Annotated in this window: 13 protein-coding genes; 6 read left to right on the forward strand and 7 right to left on the reverse strand. The window is 59.0% G+C overall.

What is annotated here, in order from left to right:
- Positions 1–64: 64 nt before the first annotated feature.
- From M5J09_RS10455 to M5J09_RS10470, 4 genes are all read right to left on the reverse strand, one after another.
- Positions 65–1,036 (reverse strand): carbohydrate ABC transporter permease, encoded by a 972-nt coding sequence (locus M5J09_RS10455; protein ID WP_257157807.1) that lies wholly within the window; start codon positions 1,034–1,036, stop codon positions 65–67.
- Positions 1,037–2,011 (reverse strand): carbohydrate ABC transporter permease, encoded by a 975-nt coding sequence (locus tag M5J09_RS10460; protein WP_239179170.1) that lies wholly within the window; start codon positions 2,009–2,011, stop codon positions 1,037–1,039.
- A 239-nt stretch (positions 2,012–2,250) separates the two neighbouring features.
- A complete protein-coding gene (locus M5J09_RS10465; RefSeq protein WP_239179172.1) occupies positions 2,251–2,970 on the reverse strand; it encodes a glycerophosphodiester phosphodiesterase family protein in 720 nt (239 codons plus the stop codon).
- A gap of 57 nt (positions 2,971–3,027) precedes the next feature.
- The gene (locus M5J09_RS10470; protein WP_257157840.1) at positions 3,028–4,320 is read right to left on the reverse strand and encodes a class I SAM-dependent methyltransferase; all 1,293 of its coding nucleotides are present in this window, start codon (positions 4,318–4,320) and stop codon (positions 3,028–3,030) included.
- A gap of 183 nt (positions 4,321–4,503) precedes the next feature.
- Here M5J09_RS10470 and M5J09_RS10475 point away from each other — a divergent pair, with 183 nt between their 5' ends.
- Both M5J09_RS10475 and thiD read left to right on the forward strand, forming a co-directional pair.
- Positions 4,504–5,847, forward strand: coding sequence for an NAD(P)/FAD-dependent oxidoreductase (locus tag M5J09_RS10475; RefSeq protein ID WP_257157808.1), 1,344 nt, complete (start codon positions 4,504–4,506; stop codon positions 5,845–5,847).
- A 137-nt stretch (positions 5,848–5,984) separates the two neighbouring features.
- Positions 5,985–6,806, forward strand: coding sequence for a bifunctional hydroxymethylpyrimidine kinase/phosphomethylpyrimidine kinase (thiD, locus tag M5J09_RS10480; protein WP_374982123.1), 822 nt, complete (start codon positions 5,985–5,987; stop codon positions 6,804–6,806).
- 7 nt (positions 6,807–6,813) lie between these two features.
- Here thiD and M5J09_RS10485 read toward each other — a convergent pair whose 3' ends face one another.
- Positions 6,814–7,416 carry a bifunctional 2-polyprenyl-6-hydroxyphenol methylase/3-demethylubiquinol 3-O-methyltransferase UbiG gene (locus tag M5J09_RS10485; protein WP_257157809.1) on the reverse strand — a complete coding sequence of 201 codons (603 nt, stop codon included), beginning with the start codon at positions 7,414–7,416 and terminating at the stop codon, positions 6,814–6,816.
- Between the two features lie 107 nt (positions 7,417–7,523).
- Here M5J09_RS10485 and corA point away from each other — a divergent pair, with 107 nt between their 5' ends.
- Positions 7,524–8,597, forward strand: a complete 1,074-nt coding sequence (gene corA / locus M5J09_RS10490) for a magnesium/cobalt transporter CorA (RefSeq protein ID WP_042530906.1) — start codon at positions 7,524–7,526, stop codon at positions 8,595–8,597.
- A gap of 10 nt (positions 8,598–8,607) precedes the next feature.
- Here corA and M5J09_RS10495 read toward each other — a convergent pair whose 3' ends face one another.
- Positions 8,608–9,054 carry a PaaI family thioesterase gene (locus tag M5J09_RS10495; protein WP_257157810.1) on the reverse strand — a complete coding sequence of 149 codons (447 nt, stop codon included), beginning with the start codon at positions 9,052–9,054 and terminating at the stop codon, positions 8,608–8,610.
- A gap of 43 nt (positions 9,055–9,097) precedes the next feature.
- Here M5J09_RS10495 and gndA point away from each other — a divergent pair, with 43 nt between their 5' ends.
- Positions 9,098–10,555 (forward strand): NADP-dependent phosphogluconate dehydrogenase, encoded by a 1,458-nt coding sequence (gene gndA / locus M5J09_RS10500; RefSeq protein WP_257157811.1) that lies wholly within the window; start codon positions 9,098–9,100, stop codon positions 10,553–10,555.
- Between the two features lie 75 nt (positions 10,556–10,630).
- Here the strand turns inward: gndA and M5J09_RS10505 are convergent, their stop codons facing one another.
- A complete protein-coding gene (locus M5J09_RS10505) occupies positions 10,631–11,590 on the reverse strand; it encodes a hypothetical protein (RefSeq protein ID WP_257157812.1) in 960 nt (319 codons plus the stop codon).
- A gap of 173 nt (positions 11,591–11,763) precedes the next feature.
- On the opposite strand from M5J09_RS10505, the gene M5J09_RS10510 reads away from it, so the two are divergent.
- Both M5J09_RS10510 and M5J09_RS10515 read left to right on the forward strand, forming a co-directional pair.
- Positions 11,764–13,110, forward strand: a complete 1,347-nt coding sequence (locus M5J09_RS10510) for a DEAD/DEAH box helicase (protein ID WP_257157813.1) — start codon at positions 11,764–11,766, stop codon at positions 13,108–13,110.
- Positions 13,107–13,964, forward strand: a complete 858-nt coding sequence (locus M5J09_RS10515; protein ID WP_257157814.1) for a 3-methyladenine DNA glycosylase — start codon at positions 13,107–13,109, stop codon at positions 13,962–13,964. The genes M5J09_RS10510 and M5J09_RS10515 overlap by 4 nt, the downstream gene beginning before the upstream one ends.
- The last annotated feature ends 46 nt before the right edge of the window (positions 13,965–14,010 follow it).

Raw genomic sequence — 14,010 nt, forward strand, 5'->3', positions numbered from 1 at the left:
CTAGAAAAGTGAAAAGTAGAGGGGGACTTGATTGAGTTGGGCGTTGGGATGACAGGTCGGCGGACTAACCCTTGACTGCGCCCGCAGTCAGGCCCTTAATCATCGGCTTCTGGAGTATCAGGAAGATAATGATCATGGGCAGGGTTGTCAGCACCGTGCCAGCCATCACCGGCGCCCAGTTGGTGACGCCTTCCGCGTCCTGCAAACGGGTCAGGCCCACCGGCAGCGTGGCTGCAGCCGGTGTATCCGTAATCAGGAAGGGCCACAGGTATTGGTTCCATTCATTGACCACGGTGATGAGGACAAACGCGGATAGCGTTGGCCACGACATCGGCAGGACCACACGGAACAAGGTGGTGAAGAATCCCGCTCCGTCCATGCGAGCGGCCTCGAGAATCTCCGGGGGCAATGACTGGAAGTGATTGCGCATGAGGAAGGCACCAAACGCCACGCCCGCCAGTGGGATGATGACGCCGGCGTAGGTGTCTCTCCAACCCCATGACGCAACCAGCGAGTAGTTCGAAATAATGGTGATCTGGTTGGGCACCATCAGCGAGGCAATGATGAGCAGGAACAGCAGATTTCGACCTGGAAAGCGAATGAAGGCGAAAGCATAGGCAGTCAGAACGCCGAGGACCACTTCCACCACCGTCAGGACTAGCGTGATGATGACGGAGTTTTTCAGGTAGCTCGAAAAGCCAGAGGTCTGCCAGACGTAGGAGTAGTTTTCTGCCTTGAAAGGATTTGGCCAGAAGGAAATCGGATCTGAGTAGACGTCCTGGAAAGACTTAAAGCTGGTGATAAAGATGAAGTACAGCGGCACCAAAATCATCAGCACTGTAAGAACGAGGGCGATGTAGCCGACGACCTTCGTTGCTGGATGGCTGTGATCGATTGGCTCGCCTTTGCGTTTACGCTGGGCCTCGGTGATGACGGGCGCTGCGATGGACTGGGAACCGGGAACCGGCGGCAGCTCACCTTGAGCTTGTGGCAGGCCTAAGCGTACGGACGCCGGAATTGCGCGATTGTCGGACATCTACTTATCCATCCTTTCCTGCAGCTTGATCTGCAGCACCGTAATGACTAGCACCACGAGGAACATGATGGTGGCCACGGCAGCGCCATAGCCGGCGCGATTGTTGATAAAGGTTTCCTGGTACACTTGGAAGACCATCGTGGAAGTTCCGTAGCCAAAGGGCCCGCCACCGGTCATCGCATTGATGATGTCAAAGACCTGGAAGGAATTGAGCAGCACAGTAATCAACAAGAAGAAGGTGGTGCCGCGAAGCTGCGGAAGGACCACGCGGAAGAAGTGCCGCGCGGCCGGGGTTCCGTCAATCTCCGAGGCCTCATCAAGATCACGGCGGCGGCCCTGCAAGGCTGCAAGATAGATGACGAAGACGTAGCCGACGTTCTTCCACACATACGTCACCGTGATCATAAACAGTGCCCAGTTCTGCTGCTGATAAAAGTTGGGCACCTCAACCCCAATAAGGCCCAAAAAATATTGGATGAGACCGTAGTTAGGATCGAAGACAAACTGGAACGCCACGCCAATGGCCGCGCCAGCGATAACGTAAGGTGCAAAGACCATCGAACGCACTGCCGCGCGACCAAACAGTTTCTGATCCAGCAGTAATGCCAGCGCTAGTCCAAGCACCATCGAGCCGGCCACTGCGAAGAAGGTGAACACGACAGTGTTGAACACCACGCGTCCGGTATCCGGCGCTTGGAACCAGTCGATGTAGTTCTGCAGGCCGACGAAGGTCATCGTCGGCGAAGAGATATTCCAGTTAAAGAAGGAGATTCGAATGTTATCGATGAGCGGCCGATAGGTGAAAAGAATGAGAAGGAGAAGGTTCGGTCCAATGAGCAATGCCGCGAGGCCGATCTGTCTCCAGTCGAGCTTCTGCTTGCGTGGGTGACGCGCGTACTCCTCGGAGACGACCGGCTTCTCGGTGACTGCAGGGATTGCAGTCATTTGCCCGTGTGCCGGGTTGGATAATGCCATGGAGAGAAAGCTAGACCAAGGCGGTAAACAAAAAGTTGACTGAAAGTTTTGCTAAGAAAAACTGCGGGCGAATTTCAAGGGGCTGACCCACGAAATCTCAGTATAAAAGTGGTTTCAGTCACATACACGGCCGTGAAATGGGTCGAGTCACGCGCTACTCAAGAAGGAACTCCACTGCTTTTATGGCTAGACCTTTTCAGCTCAAGCGCGCAGTCTATGCAGGCATAGCTTGGTGCTGGTTAGCTGTGTGAAAGCACCTCGAGCGCCAGCTCAGGCAAGTCTGTTGCCATGAGCTCTACTCCGTTATCGCGGCACCACGCCATGTCCTTGGGCAAGTTCACCGTCCACACGTATAACGGGCTTTCAGCGCCGCCAAAGAAATCAGCTTCACTCCGTGCCTGGCGAATGGAAGGCCCGAAACCTGTCGCGCCCTCACGCGACGCCGGACGTACGTCCTCCGGTTCTAGGAGCAAAAAGGATTGCAGGGACGGCAGCAGATTTCGGAACCGGGCAATTGCCTCAGGGTCAAAGGAAATCAGGCTAATCCGTGGATCGGCATCGAGCTGCCGGTTGTGCATAACCTCCGCCACCGATTCCTCCAGCCCCGCACCGAACGGGGACGGGTGTTTAGTCTCAATGAGTAGCTGCTTGCCGGGATAGGACTCGACGAGGTCAAGCAGTTCGTCGAGAAGCATGATGCGTTGCGGATCCTCAGCGGTGCCGACATTAAGTGCGCGCAGCTCCTTGAGAGTCATTTCACCTACTGCACCGCTGCCGTCAGATGTCCTGTCCACCGTCAGGTCGTGGATGACCACGACCTCCCCGTCCTTGGTCAGGTTGACGTCACACTCCACACCAGCGACATCGAGCTTGAGGGCTTCTTCGAAGGAGCGGCGGGTATTTTCCGGGTACCAGCCGTTATAACCTCGGTGTGCGATAATTCCTGTGCGGTCTGACATGCTTTTCCTCCAGGCTGCGAGGTGGGTTGTGATGGTGGCGCCGCCCAGTGTAGACCGCTAACGGCGCCCGCCGCGGTGGCGGTGGGTCGCCACAACGTGGACAGCGTCCAGCATGCCCAATGTCAACAGAGCTTCACGGAGGGCAAACTGGAAAGTCCACAGGCGGCGGAACACCTGATCAAAGCCAGCCGCCGCGGCCTCACGCAGGCGGCCATCGAAAAAACTGCGCTGATAGCGCAACGCCTCCAGGTAGTGACTACCCACGTGGGTTTGCGCCACAATCCGCAGGTTAGAACGCTTATCAAAGAGCTGGTGGGTTTCCTCCAGCGTAGGATAGTCCAGCCCGGGCCAGATATAGCCACGCATAACCTGCACTGCGGAGCGTGCCGCCGGGGACATTTTTTCCGTGGCGAACAGCGACGCCAAGCCCACACGGCCGCCATGAACGAGGGAACGGTCCAACACCTGCACAAAGCGGCGACGCTCCTGTGGCGACAACGTCTCAAGCTTCTCCACGCTCACAATGGCGTCATAGCGACCGCGCCACTGCCGCGGATCCGGCAGCGGGGAGTTAATCGTCTGGACATGCACCGAATCGGCGGCTCCTTCAAGGAGCAGTTGTTCGTCGAAAAGCGCGCGCTGCTCTTCATCGCCAGTGAGCACGTCTACGGTGGCACGGCGCGCTACTGCCTGCACCGCCACCTGAAGACCGGTGGCCGGATAGACCAGAAGGTGTGTGCCGGCGCCGGTATGGGTAGCGTCGAGAAGCCACTGCGCCGAACGACGCTGGGCATCACCCAAATCCTCGCGGTCCGTCGAGGTGGGCTCGCTCACTGACGTCACATCGACGAAGTGCTCTTTGGGCTCCTTGCGGCCCGCATGCGCGCTATAGCTGCGCACGGCCTCACGCACAGTGGTGGGCACGCCGCTGGCGAAAATTCCGCCGGAATGACTCAGCGCATCCCCCGCATACAGCTTCACCACATCCAGTGGAAGTTCCCCCGGAGTGGATTCCTCCACCGCAACGTCTTTTGCCTTCGGGCGGTAGCCTACGCCCAGCAAACGCAGAAGAACCTTGACCAATCGGTCTGAATCGGGGGTAGTCCACTCCCCTGCCATGTAGGACTCCGCAAGACCAAGCCAACCGGAATCGGCAATACGGGAGAAGAGGGCATCGTGCAGCACGCTCAGGTCTGGGTCTGCCCCGTCCAACTCGACTCCTGCCTTGGCACAGGCCTGCGCAAACTCCGACTCGGCGCGCCCCGCCGAGAACCTCAACAGGCGTGAGGACGGCACAGTCGCCACGCCCGGCCACGCCTCAGCATCAATCGAAGCCAAGTGGGAATACACGGTCAAGCCAGCCTCCTCATCGCACACACGTATCGTTAACAATAAAGCGCGAGGCACTGGGAGGGTCGGAGGCGCGGCCCAAAAAGCCAGTTAATCCCCCAAAAAGTATGCATGTACCGCTAGAAAGGTTTAGACTAACTCGCGTAAAATTTTCTAGCTTTCTGAGGAAGGTAAGCAATCGCTATGGCGCACACTCCCCACCGTCCAGCTAACGGCCGCCACCACGTCGTTGTTATCGGTGCAGGCTTCGGCGGCATCAATGCCGTGAAGAAGCTCAAGGACGCAGACGTTGAGATCACCCTCATCGACAAGAAGAACCACCACCTCTTCCAGCCGATGCTCTACCAGGTAGCCACCGGTGTTATCTCCGCGGGCGAGATCGCCCCGTCCACGCGCCAGATCCTGCGCAACCAGGACAATGCCCACTTCGTTAACGGCGAGGTCACTGATATCAACATCAAGGACCAAACCGTTACCGCTGAGCTCGATGGGGCTGCCCGCACCTACGAGTATGACTCCCTCGTCGTCGCTGCTGGTGCCGGCCAGTCCTACTTTGGTAACGACCACTTCGCCCAGTACGCACCGGGCATGAAGACCCTGGATGATGCCTTTGAGATCCGCTCCAGCATCATCTCCGCCTTCGAGAAGGCAGAGCTGGAAGAGGATCCGGCAAAGCGCGAGAAGCTGCTCACCTTTGTCATCGTTGGTGCTGGCCCGACCGGTGTGGAGCTCACCGGTCAGATCGCTGAACTTGCGCAGCGCACCTTCGCCGGCGAGTACTCGAACTTCGGATCCACGTCCGCCAAGATTTACCTCCTCGACGGCGCCCCGCAGGTGCTGCCGCCGTTCGGCAAGCGTCTCGGCCGCAAGGCTCAGCGCACCTTGGAGAAGCTCGGTGTCGATGTTCGCCTCAACGCCATGGTGACGGACGTAACCGCGGACGCTGTGATCTACAAGAACATGAAGAACGACGAAGAGGTCACCATCGAGGCTGCAACCAAGATTTGGTCCGCCGGTGTGGCCGCTTCCCCGCTGGGCAAGCTCATTGCTGACCAGGCTGGTGTGGAGGCCGACCGCGCAGGCCGCGTCTCCGTCAACGAGGACCTGACCGTTGGCGAGTACAAGAACGTCTACATCGTGGGCGACATGATTTCCCTCAACCGTCTTCCGGGCGTTGCCCAGGTGGCCATCCAGGGCGGTAACCACGTGGGCAAACTCATCGAGGCCAAGATCGACGAGGAGTCCACCGCAAACGAGGCTGAGCCGTTTGACTACTTTGACAAGGGCTCCATGGCAGTTATCTCCCGCTTCAACGCCGTGGTCAAGCTGGGTAAGACGGAGTTCTCCGGCTTCCCGGCATGGCTGTCCTGGCTGGGCCTGCACATCGCCTACATCGTGGGCTTCCGCAGCCGCGTTCTGGTGGCCCTGCACTGGCTGCTCAATGCGGTCTCACGTGACCGCGGCAACCTGGAGATTACTCAGCAGCAGCGCGTTGCACGCAACGTAATTGACCGCGACCTTCACTAGATAAGGCTCACGGCAGTGGGGAGAGGAGAAGTCCTCTCCCCTTTTTTCTGCCGCAGCAACGCTTTCTCAGATACCGAGGCGCATTCCCAGATACGGTGGAGAAGAAACAGAGTTGCCAAGCCCCAAGGAGTTTCACCATGACCCTGCCCCGAGTCCTGAGCATTGCCGGCACTGACCCCACCGGTGGCGCGGGCATCCATGCGGATCTCAAGTCTTTTGAGGCAGCCGGTGCCTATGGCATGGCGGTGGTGACCGCGCTCGTTGCCCAGAACACGCAGGGCGTGCGCAGCATCCACACCCCTCCGGTGAGCTTCCTGCAAGAGCAGTTGGACTCGGTGAAGGACGATGTGCTTATCGACGCCCTCAAGATCGGCATGCTCGGCTCTGTCGCCATCACTGAAACGGTCAGCGAGTTCGTGGCCTCACTCCCGGAAGGAGTTCCCGTAGTCTGTGACCCGGTCATGGTGGCCTCCAGTGGAGATCGTCTCCTCGATGCGGACGCCGAACGCGCAGTACAGGAGCTGGCGCGCCGCTGCACCGTCGTCACGCCAAACCTCCCGGAGCTGGCAGTGCTGGCGGGAGTTGCAGAGCCCCAAACCTTGGACGAGGCGATCGCCGTGGCCACTGAGTGGGCTCGGGAGAACAATACGTGGGTCGTGGTCAAGGGCGGTCACTTGGACGGCGAGCATGCTGATAACGCCACAGTGAGCCCGGAAGGCCAGGTTAAACGGGTTCCTTGCCCGCGCGTGGAAACGAAGAATACGCACGGCACGGGCTGTTCCCTTTCCTCCGCGCTGGCGGCGCGCCTGGGAGCAGGCGATTCGCTGGATGATGCCCTTGAATGGGCCACTGCCTGGCTCCACGAAGCCATTACCCATGCTGACGAGCTGCACGTGGGCAAGGGCCACGGACCGATCGATCACGGCCACCGACTGCGTCGTCTCGCGGCGCAGGAGTAGTGTCTACCTAGCCCAGCAGGTCCGCGCCGGGGCGGGCGAGGACAGCGACCATAAAGGTTGAGTTCTCCTTAAACACCTTCATGTCCCAAGATGAGAACGTGAAGTCCACGCGGTAGCCCACCTGCTGAGCGAGCTCGAGAAACTCGCCGAAGCCCCATCCACGGCCCTCACCAAAACCCACGACGAAGCGTCCACCCGGACGCAGTGCCTTAAAAACATTGCGCAAGGCGGCCTCGCGGCCCTCGGTCGCAATGAAAGTCATAACGTTGCCAGCGGCCACGGCGATGTCGAAATTTCCCTCGGGGATCTCATCTTCCGATAAATCCCCGATGTGCCACTCGGCCTCCGGATAATCATGCTCTGCATGCTCGATGAGGATTGGATCGACGTCAACGCCAAGTACTGTGTGGCCGCGCTTGGCCAACTCGCCGCCGAGACGCCCCGATCCACAGCCTGCGTCAAGGACACGGGAGGAGCGTTCACTCATGGCGTCGATAAGCCGGGCTTCGCCATCGATGTCCTTGCCCTGGGCTCGAAGCGTCTTCCACTTCCGTGCAAAATTGTGGGAATGGGCCGGGTTGGCTGCGGTAACTTCTTTCCAGGTAGGCATAAAAGCGATTATATGCCCTCACACGGTGTAAGCTTTACCCGCTCTCATAAAACCGCCGGGGAAGCACGCCTCCCGGGCCCAGAACACGCGAAGGAGGCTGTCCCACGATGCCGTCTGTACCGTCGCCCTTTAGGCCACGTAAAAAGAACGATCCCCCCAGCTCCTCACCTACGTTCTCCGTGCCCGTAGAGCGCGCAATCGAGCACTGCCGTGTCTTCGTCGATGGCGAGGCGTTGCCCGGCGAATTTACGCCGCATAGTGCGGTGCAAACCATCGAAGAATACGGTCGCGGCTTCGTCTGGGTCGGCCTTTATGAGCCTTTCGAATCCCAAATGACGAAGGTGGCCTCAGAGTTTCGTATCCACGAACTCATCGTTGAAGACGTTGTCCAAGCGCATCAGCGTCCCAAGCTGGAGCGCTACGATGACCAGCTCTTCGTCGTCGCGCGCTCGGTGAATTACCGCGACCATGATGAAGTGACTGATAAGCGCCAGATCATTTCCACCGGTGAGGTGCAGATGATTATTGGTGACACGTTCATCATCACCGTGCGCCACTCTGCCAAGTTGCCGAATCTGGCGTATGTGGTGCAGGACGAACAGGATCTCGTCGAGCAAGGCCCCGTCGCGATGGCGTGGAAAATCCTCGACATGATGGTGGACCGGTACTCCGAGATTTGTCGCCTCATCGCCATCGAGGTCGACGAGCTCGAGGAGGAGGTTTTCACCCCCAACTCGCTGCCCAACATTGACCGTATCTACATGTTCAAGCGCGAGATCCTCGAGATGAAGCACGCTATCGATCCGCTTTCGGCGGCGTTGCGCGCGATGAATTCCGACCATAAGGATCTCATCTCGAAGACAATTCGCTCCTATCTGCGTGACGTTAACGACCATGAGCTCGTGGTGAAAGACCAGGTGGCGGGCTTCGATGAACGGTTGACTTCGCTTATCGACGCCTCCGTGGCCAAAGTCACCATGCAACAGAACTCCGACATGCGCACCATCTCCGCTGTCGTCGGCATGTGGGCTGCGCCGACGCTGGTAGCTGGCGTATACGGTATGAACTTCGATGTCATGCCAGAGCTTCACTTCAGGTGGGGTTACTTCGGAGCACTGGGCCTCATGGTGCTGGTTGTGGCAGCCATGTGGTGGTGGTTCCGCCGCAACCACTGGTTGTAGGCCGCAGTGCTTACTGAACGGTCATCGTACGCAGCGTGGAGGCGGCGAGGAGGACGTCACCCTGGCTGATCTTGACTTCCCACAGCTGCGTGCGGCGCCCCTTGTAAAGGGGGGTAGCAACCGCAGTGACGATCCCGTCTGCCACGGGCTTGAGGAAGTCCGTGTTGTTGTTAACGCCCACCACCGGCTTGCCCGCCACGATAAGGCTGCCTACCGACGCCGTCGATTCTGTGATCGTGCAGTACAGACCGCCATTGGCCACGCCCCACGGCTGGTGGTGATCCGGCACCACCTCAACCTCAGAGCGAATCTCGTCTTCCGAGATGTGCGTATAGCGCAGGCCGATCAGCCCTGCCAAGCCCTGTGGGTTGGAGTTGATGAGGCCAAGTTCTTCCTCGTTGAGAGAGCGTGACTGGGCAGCCGCGAGGAGCTTTACAAAGATTTCAGAGTGTTCCATGCCACACAAGGCTAGTCGATTCTGGTGACGTAGGATGGTGGACATGACTCAAACTGCTGAAAAGACAGATCTCGCTCAGATTGGCGTTGTGGGCCTTGCCGTCATGGGCTCTAACCTGGCGCGCAACTTTGCTCGCAATGGCAACACAGTTGCGGTGTACAACCGCAGCCCCGAGAAGACCCGTGCACTCATCGCAGAGCACGGCGAGGAAGGTCACTTCATTCCGTCTGAAACCGTCGAGGATTTCGTTGCCTCGCTGGAGCGCCCGCGCAAGGCCATCATCATGGTTCAGGCAGGAAAGGCTACCGATGCCGTCATCAACCAGCTGGCTGACGCCATGGATGAGGGCGATATCATCATCGACGGCGGTAACGCGCTGTTCACGGACACCATTCGCCGTGAGAAGGAGGTCGCAGCGAAAGGCCGCCACTTCGTCGGTGCTGGAATCTCCGGTGGCGAAGAAGGCGCGCTGAACGGTCCCTCCATCATGCCAGGAGGCCCAGCCGAGTCCTGGGAGACCCTCGGCCCCATCCTGGAGTCCATCGCCGCCAACGTTGATGGCACTCCCTGTGTGACCCACATCGGCCCCGATGGCGCTGGCCACTTCGTCAAGATGGTTCACAACGGCATCGAATACGCCGATATGCAGGTCATCGGTGAGGCTTACCAGCTGCTGCGCTACGGTGCAGGGCTGGAGCCGGCCGAGATTGCAGAAATTTTCCGCGAGTGGAACTCCGGCGACCTCGACTCTTACCTCATTGAAATCACCGCCGAGGTTCTGGCACAGAAGGATCCGGAGACGGGCGCCCCGCTTGTCGACGTCATCGTGGACGCCGCCGGACAGAAGGGTACCGGACGCTGGACTGCCATTAACGGCCTCGAGCTCGGCGTGCCTATTACCGGTATTGCCGAATCTGTCTTCGCCCGCGCCCTGTCCTCTTCCACCGCACAGCGCGTTGCCGCGCAGGAAGGCCAGCTCCCATCCGGCACTATCAAGCAACTCGACGTCGATAAGGCCGAATTCATCGAGGACGTTCGCCGCGGCCTGTATGCCGCGAAACTCATCGCCTACTCCCAGGGTTTCGACGAAATTAAGGCCGGCTCTGAAGAGTTTGGCTGGGACGTGGACCCACGCGATCTAGCCACCATCTGGCGCGGCGGCTGCATCATCCGCGCCAAGTTCCTCGACCGCATCCGCGAGGCCTATGACAACAATGCTGACCTGCCCGCACTCATCCTGGATCCGTACTTCAAGGGCGAGTTGGAAGGCCTCATCGACCCGTGGCGCCGCGTCGTCGTCGCAGCAACCCAGTTGGGCCTGCCGGCACCAGTGTTTGCGTCGTCCCTTGCTTACTACGACAGCCTGCGCGCTGAGCGTCTGCCCGCTGCTCTGATCCAGGGCCAGCGTGATTTCTTCGGCGCCCACACCTTCAAGCGCGTGGACCGCGAAGGTACCTTCCACATCGAGTGGTCGGGTGACCGCTCCCTTACCGAGTCTTAAGCGCACACGCCGCCTAGGCCCCTCTTACGAGGGGCCTCACCGCTGTGCTGTATAACCGTTGGCGGGTGCCGTTATTCACGGTTTGTTACGGTCCCGTTCTACAATTCCAGCGTCGACCAGTGGCTGACGCAGAAGAACCTCGCTTGTGGTCGAGATGTATTCGATGACAGCTGTTTCACCGGCGAGAACCTCGGACAATACGTATTCTGTTTCGCCTTCGTGCGTGTCATAGATCTCCGAAAGCATCGAACCACGGGTTGTTTTCACTTGGTTCGCTTTGCCGAAGATATCGTTCGAATTGGCAGGCACCCCGAACTGTTCTTTCAGTTCCTTGCCCGTTTTAGCTGCGGCGGCAATCGCGTCTTTGTTTCTCGTGTAGTTAACCGAAAGTTCGTCGTTTTCACCAAAGATGCAGGTAATCGTTGGCACCATGCCACTAGGATCATTGGTTCCTCCGAAGTAAGACGCGCCCTGCACACATGTATCGGTTAGTCCAGAAAGCTCTTCCGGAACCGGTGCGTCTATGAGGTCTCCCTCGCGGATCTTTTCGGCTCTCTCGATGGAAAGTGAACGGTCGAAGTAGTCAGCGGGCAAGCCTTCCAGCGGCGCGAGAGGTGCGGCCTCGACCTGTGTGGCCTCTTCGTTGTGGGAAGTGGGATTCTTAGAAGCCTCTGCGGCCTCACTCGCGCTCAGAACCGCTGAAGCCTCCGTGGTCATCTCCACAGCCGTCGGCGTTTCGCTCAGTGGCGCTCCGAGGTGCGAATCCTCTCTATCGTTGCCTGAAATCAGGCGGTATGCCGCGAAACCGAGACCGGCCAGAACCAGCGCAAGGATGAGAACAACGAGAATAATCCATCGTGCGGTCGAGGACGATGATTTCTGCGGCTCATCGACTGCGGGAAAGGGCTGCGCACCTGTTCCATAGGGGACAGACTGATGCGCTGCGTATGGGTCAGGATGATTGACATTGGAGTGCGGTTGGTAAGAATTCTGGTTGCCCTGCGGATAAGGCGACTGATTGTGAGGGTGCGTCATGCTTGACAAAGTAGCAAAATCCCAGCACACGCTCTCGCCAAAGTGATAAGGCATGGGTGGCAGTCCCCGCAAGCCGCAACGTTGAGCACCTGAGTAGCTAACGGCAAGCTACACGGTGATGGGCGTATCAGTCATTTCGGAATCACTGCCACGAACACTAGACTTGTGAAGCAATGACTACTTTTGCCGAACTCGGCCTTCCCCGTGACGTTGTGCGTGTCCTAGACAAGCAGGGCATCACAACTCCTTTCCCAATCCAAGCAGCCGCAATTCCGGATGCCCTCGCCGGAAGAGATGTCCTCGGCCGCGGGCCAACCGGTTCCGGCAAGACTTTCACTTTTGGTCTGCCGATGCTCGCCCGATTGGCGGAATCCGGAGCCTCACGTCCTGCCCGCCCGCGTGGACTCGTTTTGGCACCGACGCGTGAGCTCGCCACCCAGATTCAGCAGCGACTCGACGAACCTGCAGCAGCTCTGGGGCTGCGTGTGCTCGCAGTGGTCGGCGGTGTCAACATCAACAACCATATTCGCTCTCTTGCCCGGCCGGTAGACCTACTCGTTGCCACACCGGGCCGCGCGCAGGATCTCATTGATCAGGGCAAATTGTTCTTTGATGATGTCACCATCACGGCACTTGACGAAGCTGACCAGATGGCGGACATGGGCTTCCTCCCCCAGGTGCGGAAGCTACTCAAGCTCACACCAGATAACGGGCAACGTCTGCTGTTCTCCGCAACCCTCGACGGAGAGGTCAACAAGCTGGTGAACCAGTTCATGCATGATCCCGTCACTCACTCGACTGCACCGGTTAAAGCAGCGGTGGACACGATGGATCACCACCTGATTTTCGTTGGCACACGTGAAGCTCGTAATGACGTCGTGCTGCGCCTAGGCGCACGCAAGGGCAAGACCATCATGTTTATGCGCACGAAACATGGTGTCGACCGCCAAGCCAAGAAGCTGCGCCGAGTTGGTATCAACGCGCTTCCCCTGCACGGCGATAAGGGCCAAGGCTCGAGGACTAAAGCCATCGAAGGTTTCGCCGATGGAAGCGTGCCAGTCCTTGTCGCCACCGACATTGCTGCTCGCGGCATCGACATCGCGGACGTATCGCTCGTCGTCCACGTTGACCCGCCCGCTGAGCACAAAGCCTACCTACACCGCTCGGGGCGCACGGCGCGCGGCGGCGAGTCCGGAACCGTCGTTACGCTCGTCACCGATGAGCAGCGCGACGAGGTAGCCAAGCTCATTAAAAAGGCCGGTGTTGAGCACACGGATCTCGACATCAGTGTTCGACAGAACCCGGCCAGCAGCCCAGATCTAGCCCAGATGACGGGAGCTCGTAAACCTTCAGGCGAGCCGCTTGGACCGCCACACCAGCAACAGCCGAAGAAGCGAACCCAGAAGACTCCCCCGAAACACGCTAAAGAGCAGACTTCACGCCGCCGAGCAGGAAGCCAAAGCCAGCGTGGACGCCGCCGAAACCAGCGTCGCCGGACAGGAAATTCGGGTCAGCGATGATTCTCCAGCCCAAGGATTGGCAGGCCCGGATGCGTGCGCACGAGGAAGCTGCGGATGAGTACCTTACTCGCTATCGCCATCCAGGTTCCTACCATCCTGTGTATGACTTCCTCTTCGAGTACTATCCTGTGCGGCCATCGCACTTGCGCCGTTGGCACCCTGGCCTCGGCGTGGTACTTGCCGGAGATACGGTGCCGCATGAGGAGTGGAGGTTCTACCACCACAGCGACGCGGGCATCACACTCGACAGCGAGGCTTTCTTAGAAAAGCGTGGCGGTACGGTGCGCTACATCCTGGAATTGCTCGATAAGACCACTCACAACCCTAGTCAATTCGATTGTTTTGGCCTGCACGAATGGGCAATGGTCTACCACACTGATTCCCCTCGCCACGATCTGCCTTTGCGGCTGGGGGCAGAGGGGACGAATGAGGTCGTCGACAAGCACCGCATCAAATGCACACACTACGATGCCTTCCGTTTCTTCACTCAACCTGCACGTCCGCTTAACCTTACGGTCCTAACTCGTGAGGACCAGCCGCAGCACGACCAAGCCGGGTGTGTGCACGCAACGATGGATCTCTACAAATGGGCGTGGAAATTGGGGCCGCTCGTTCCCGGTGAGCTCTTTTTGGACACCTTCCGGCTGGCGGTGGCTGCCCGCACATTAGACATGGAGGCTTCGCCATATGACTGCCGCGAATGGGGTTTCGGGGTCGTGCCCATTGAAACTCCGGAAGGAAAGGCTGAGTATGTACGCCGCCAGCGCGCGCTTTCCGACGCCGCCGAGCCTCTCCGCGCGCGGCTTGTCTCCCTTATTCGCACCGCGCTGCCCGCTACAATGAATAACCATTGATGTGACCTGTCGGCGCGCGTGACGTTGAGTCGATAGGTCAAGTGGC

Source organism: Corynebacterium sp. BF-R-2 (assembly GCF_024586525.1).
In the GTDB taxonomy this organism is placed as follows: Bacteria; Actinomycetota; Actinomycetes; order Mycobacteriales; family Mycobacteriaceae; genus Corynebacterium; species Corynebacterium singulare.

Bases quoted from the DNA above. Each gene is read 5' to 3' on its own strand.
- M5J09_RS10475 (WP_257157808.1), top strand. From the start codon at position 4,504: ATGGCGCACACTCCCCACCGTCCAGCTAACGGCCGCCACCACGTCGTT.
- gndA (WP_257157811.1), top strand. From the start codon at position 9,098: ATGACTCAAACTGCTGAAAAGACAGATCTCGCTCAGATTGGCGTTGTG.
- M5J09_RS10505 (WP_257157812.1), bottom strand. From the start codon at position 11,590: ATGACGCACCCTCACAATCAGTCGCCTTATCCGCAGGGCAACCAGAAT.
- M5J09_RS10510 (WP_257157813.1), top strand. From the start codon at position 11,764: ATGACTACTTTTGCCGAACTCGGCCTTCCCCGTGACGTTGTGCGTGTC.
- corA (WP_042530906.1), top strand. From the start codon at position 7,524: ATGCCGTCTGTACCGTCGCCCTTTAGGCCACGTAAAAAGAACGATCCC.
- M5J09_RS10515 (WP_257157814.1), top strand. From the start codon at position 13,107: ATGATTCTCCAGCCCAAGGATTGGCAGGCCCGGATGCGTGCGCACGAG.
- M5J09_RS10460 (WP_239179170.1), bottom strand. From the start codon at position 2,011: ATGGCATTATCCAACCCGGCACACGGGCAAATGACTGCAATCCCTGCA.
- M5J09_RS10485 (WP_257157809.1), bottom strand. From the start codon at position 7,416: ATGCCTACCTGGAAAGAAGTTACCGCAGCCAACCCGGCCCATTCCCAC.
- thiD (WP_374982123.1), top strand. From the start codon at position 5,985: ATGACCCTGCCCCGAGTCCTGAGCATTGCCGGCACTGACCCCACCGGT.
- M5J09_RS10455 (WP_257157807.1), bottom strand. From the start codon at position 1,036: ATGTCCGACAATCGCGCAATTCCGGCGTCCGTACGCTTAGGCCTGCCA.
- M5J09_RS10495 (WP_257157810.1), bottom strand. From the start codon at position 9,054: ATGGAACACTCTGAAATCTTTGTAAAGCTCCTCGCGGCTGCCCAGTCA.
- M5J09_RS10465 (WP_239179172.1), bottom strand. From the start codon at position 2,970: ATGTCAGACCGCACAGGAATTATCGCACACCGAGGTTATAACGGCTGG.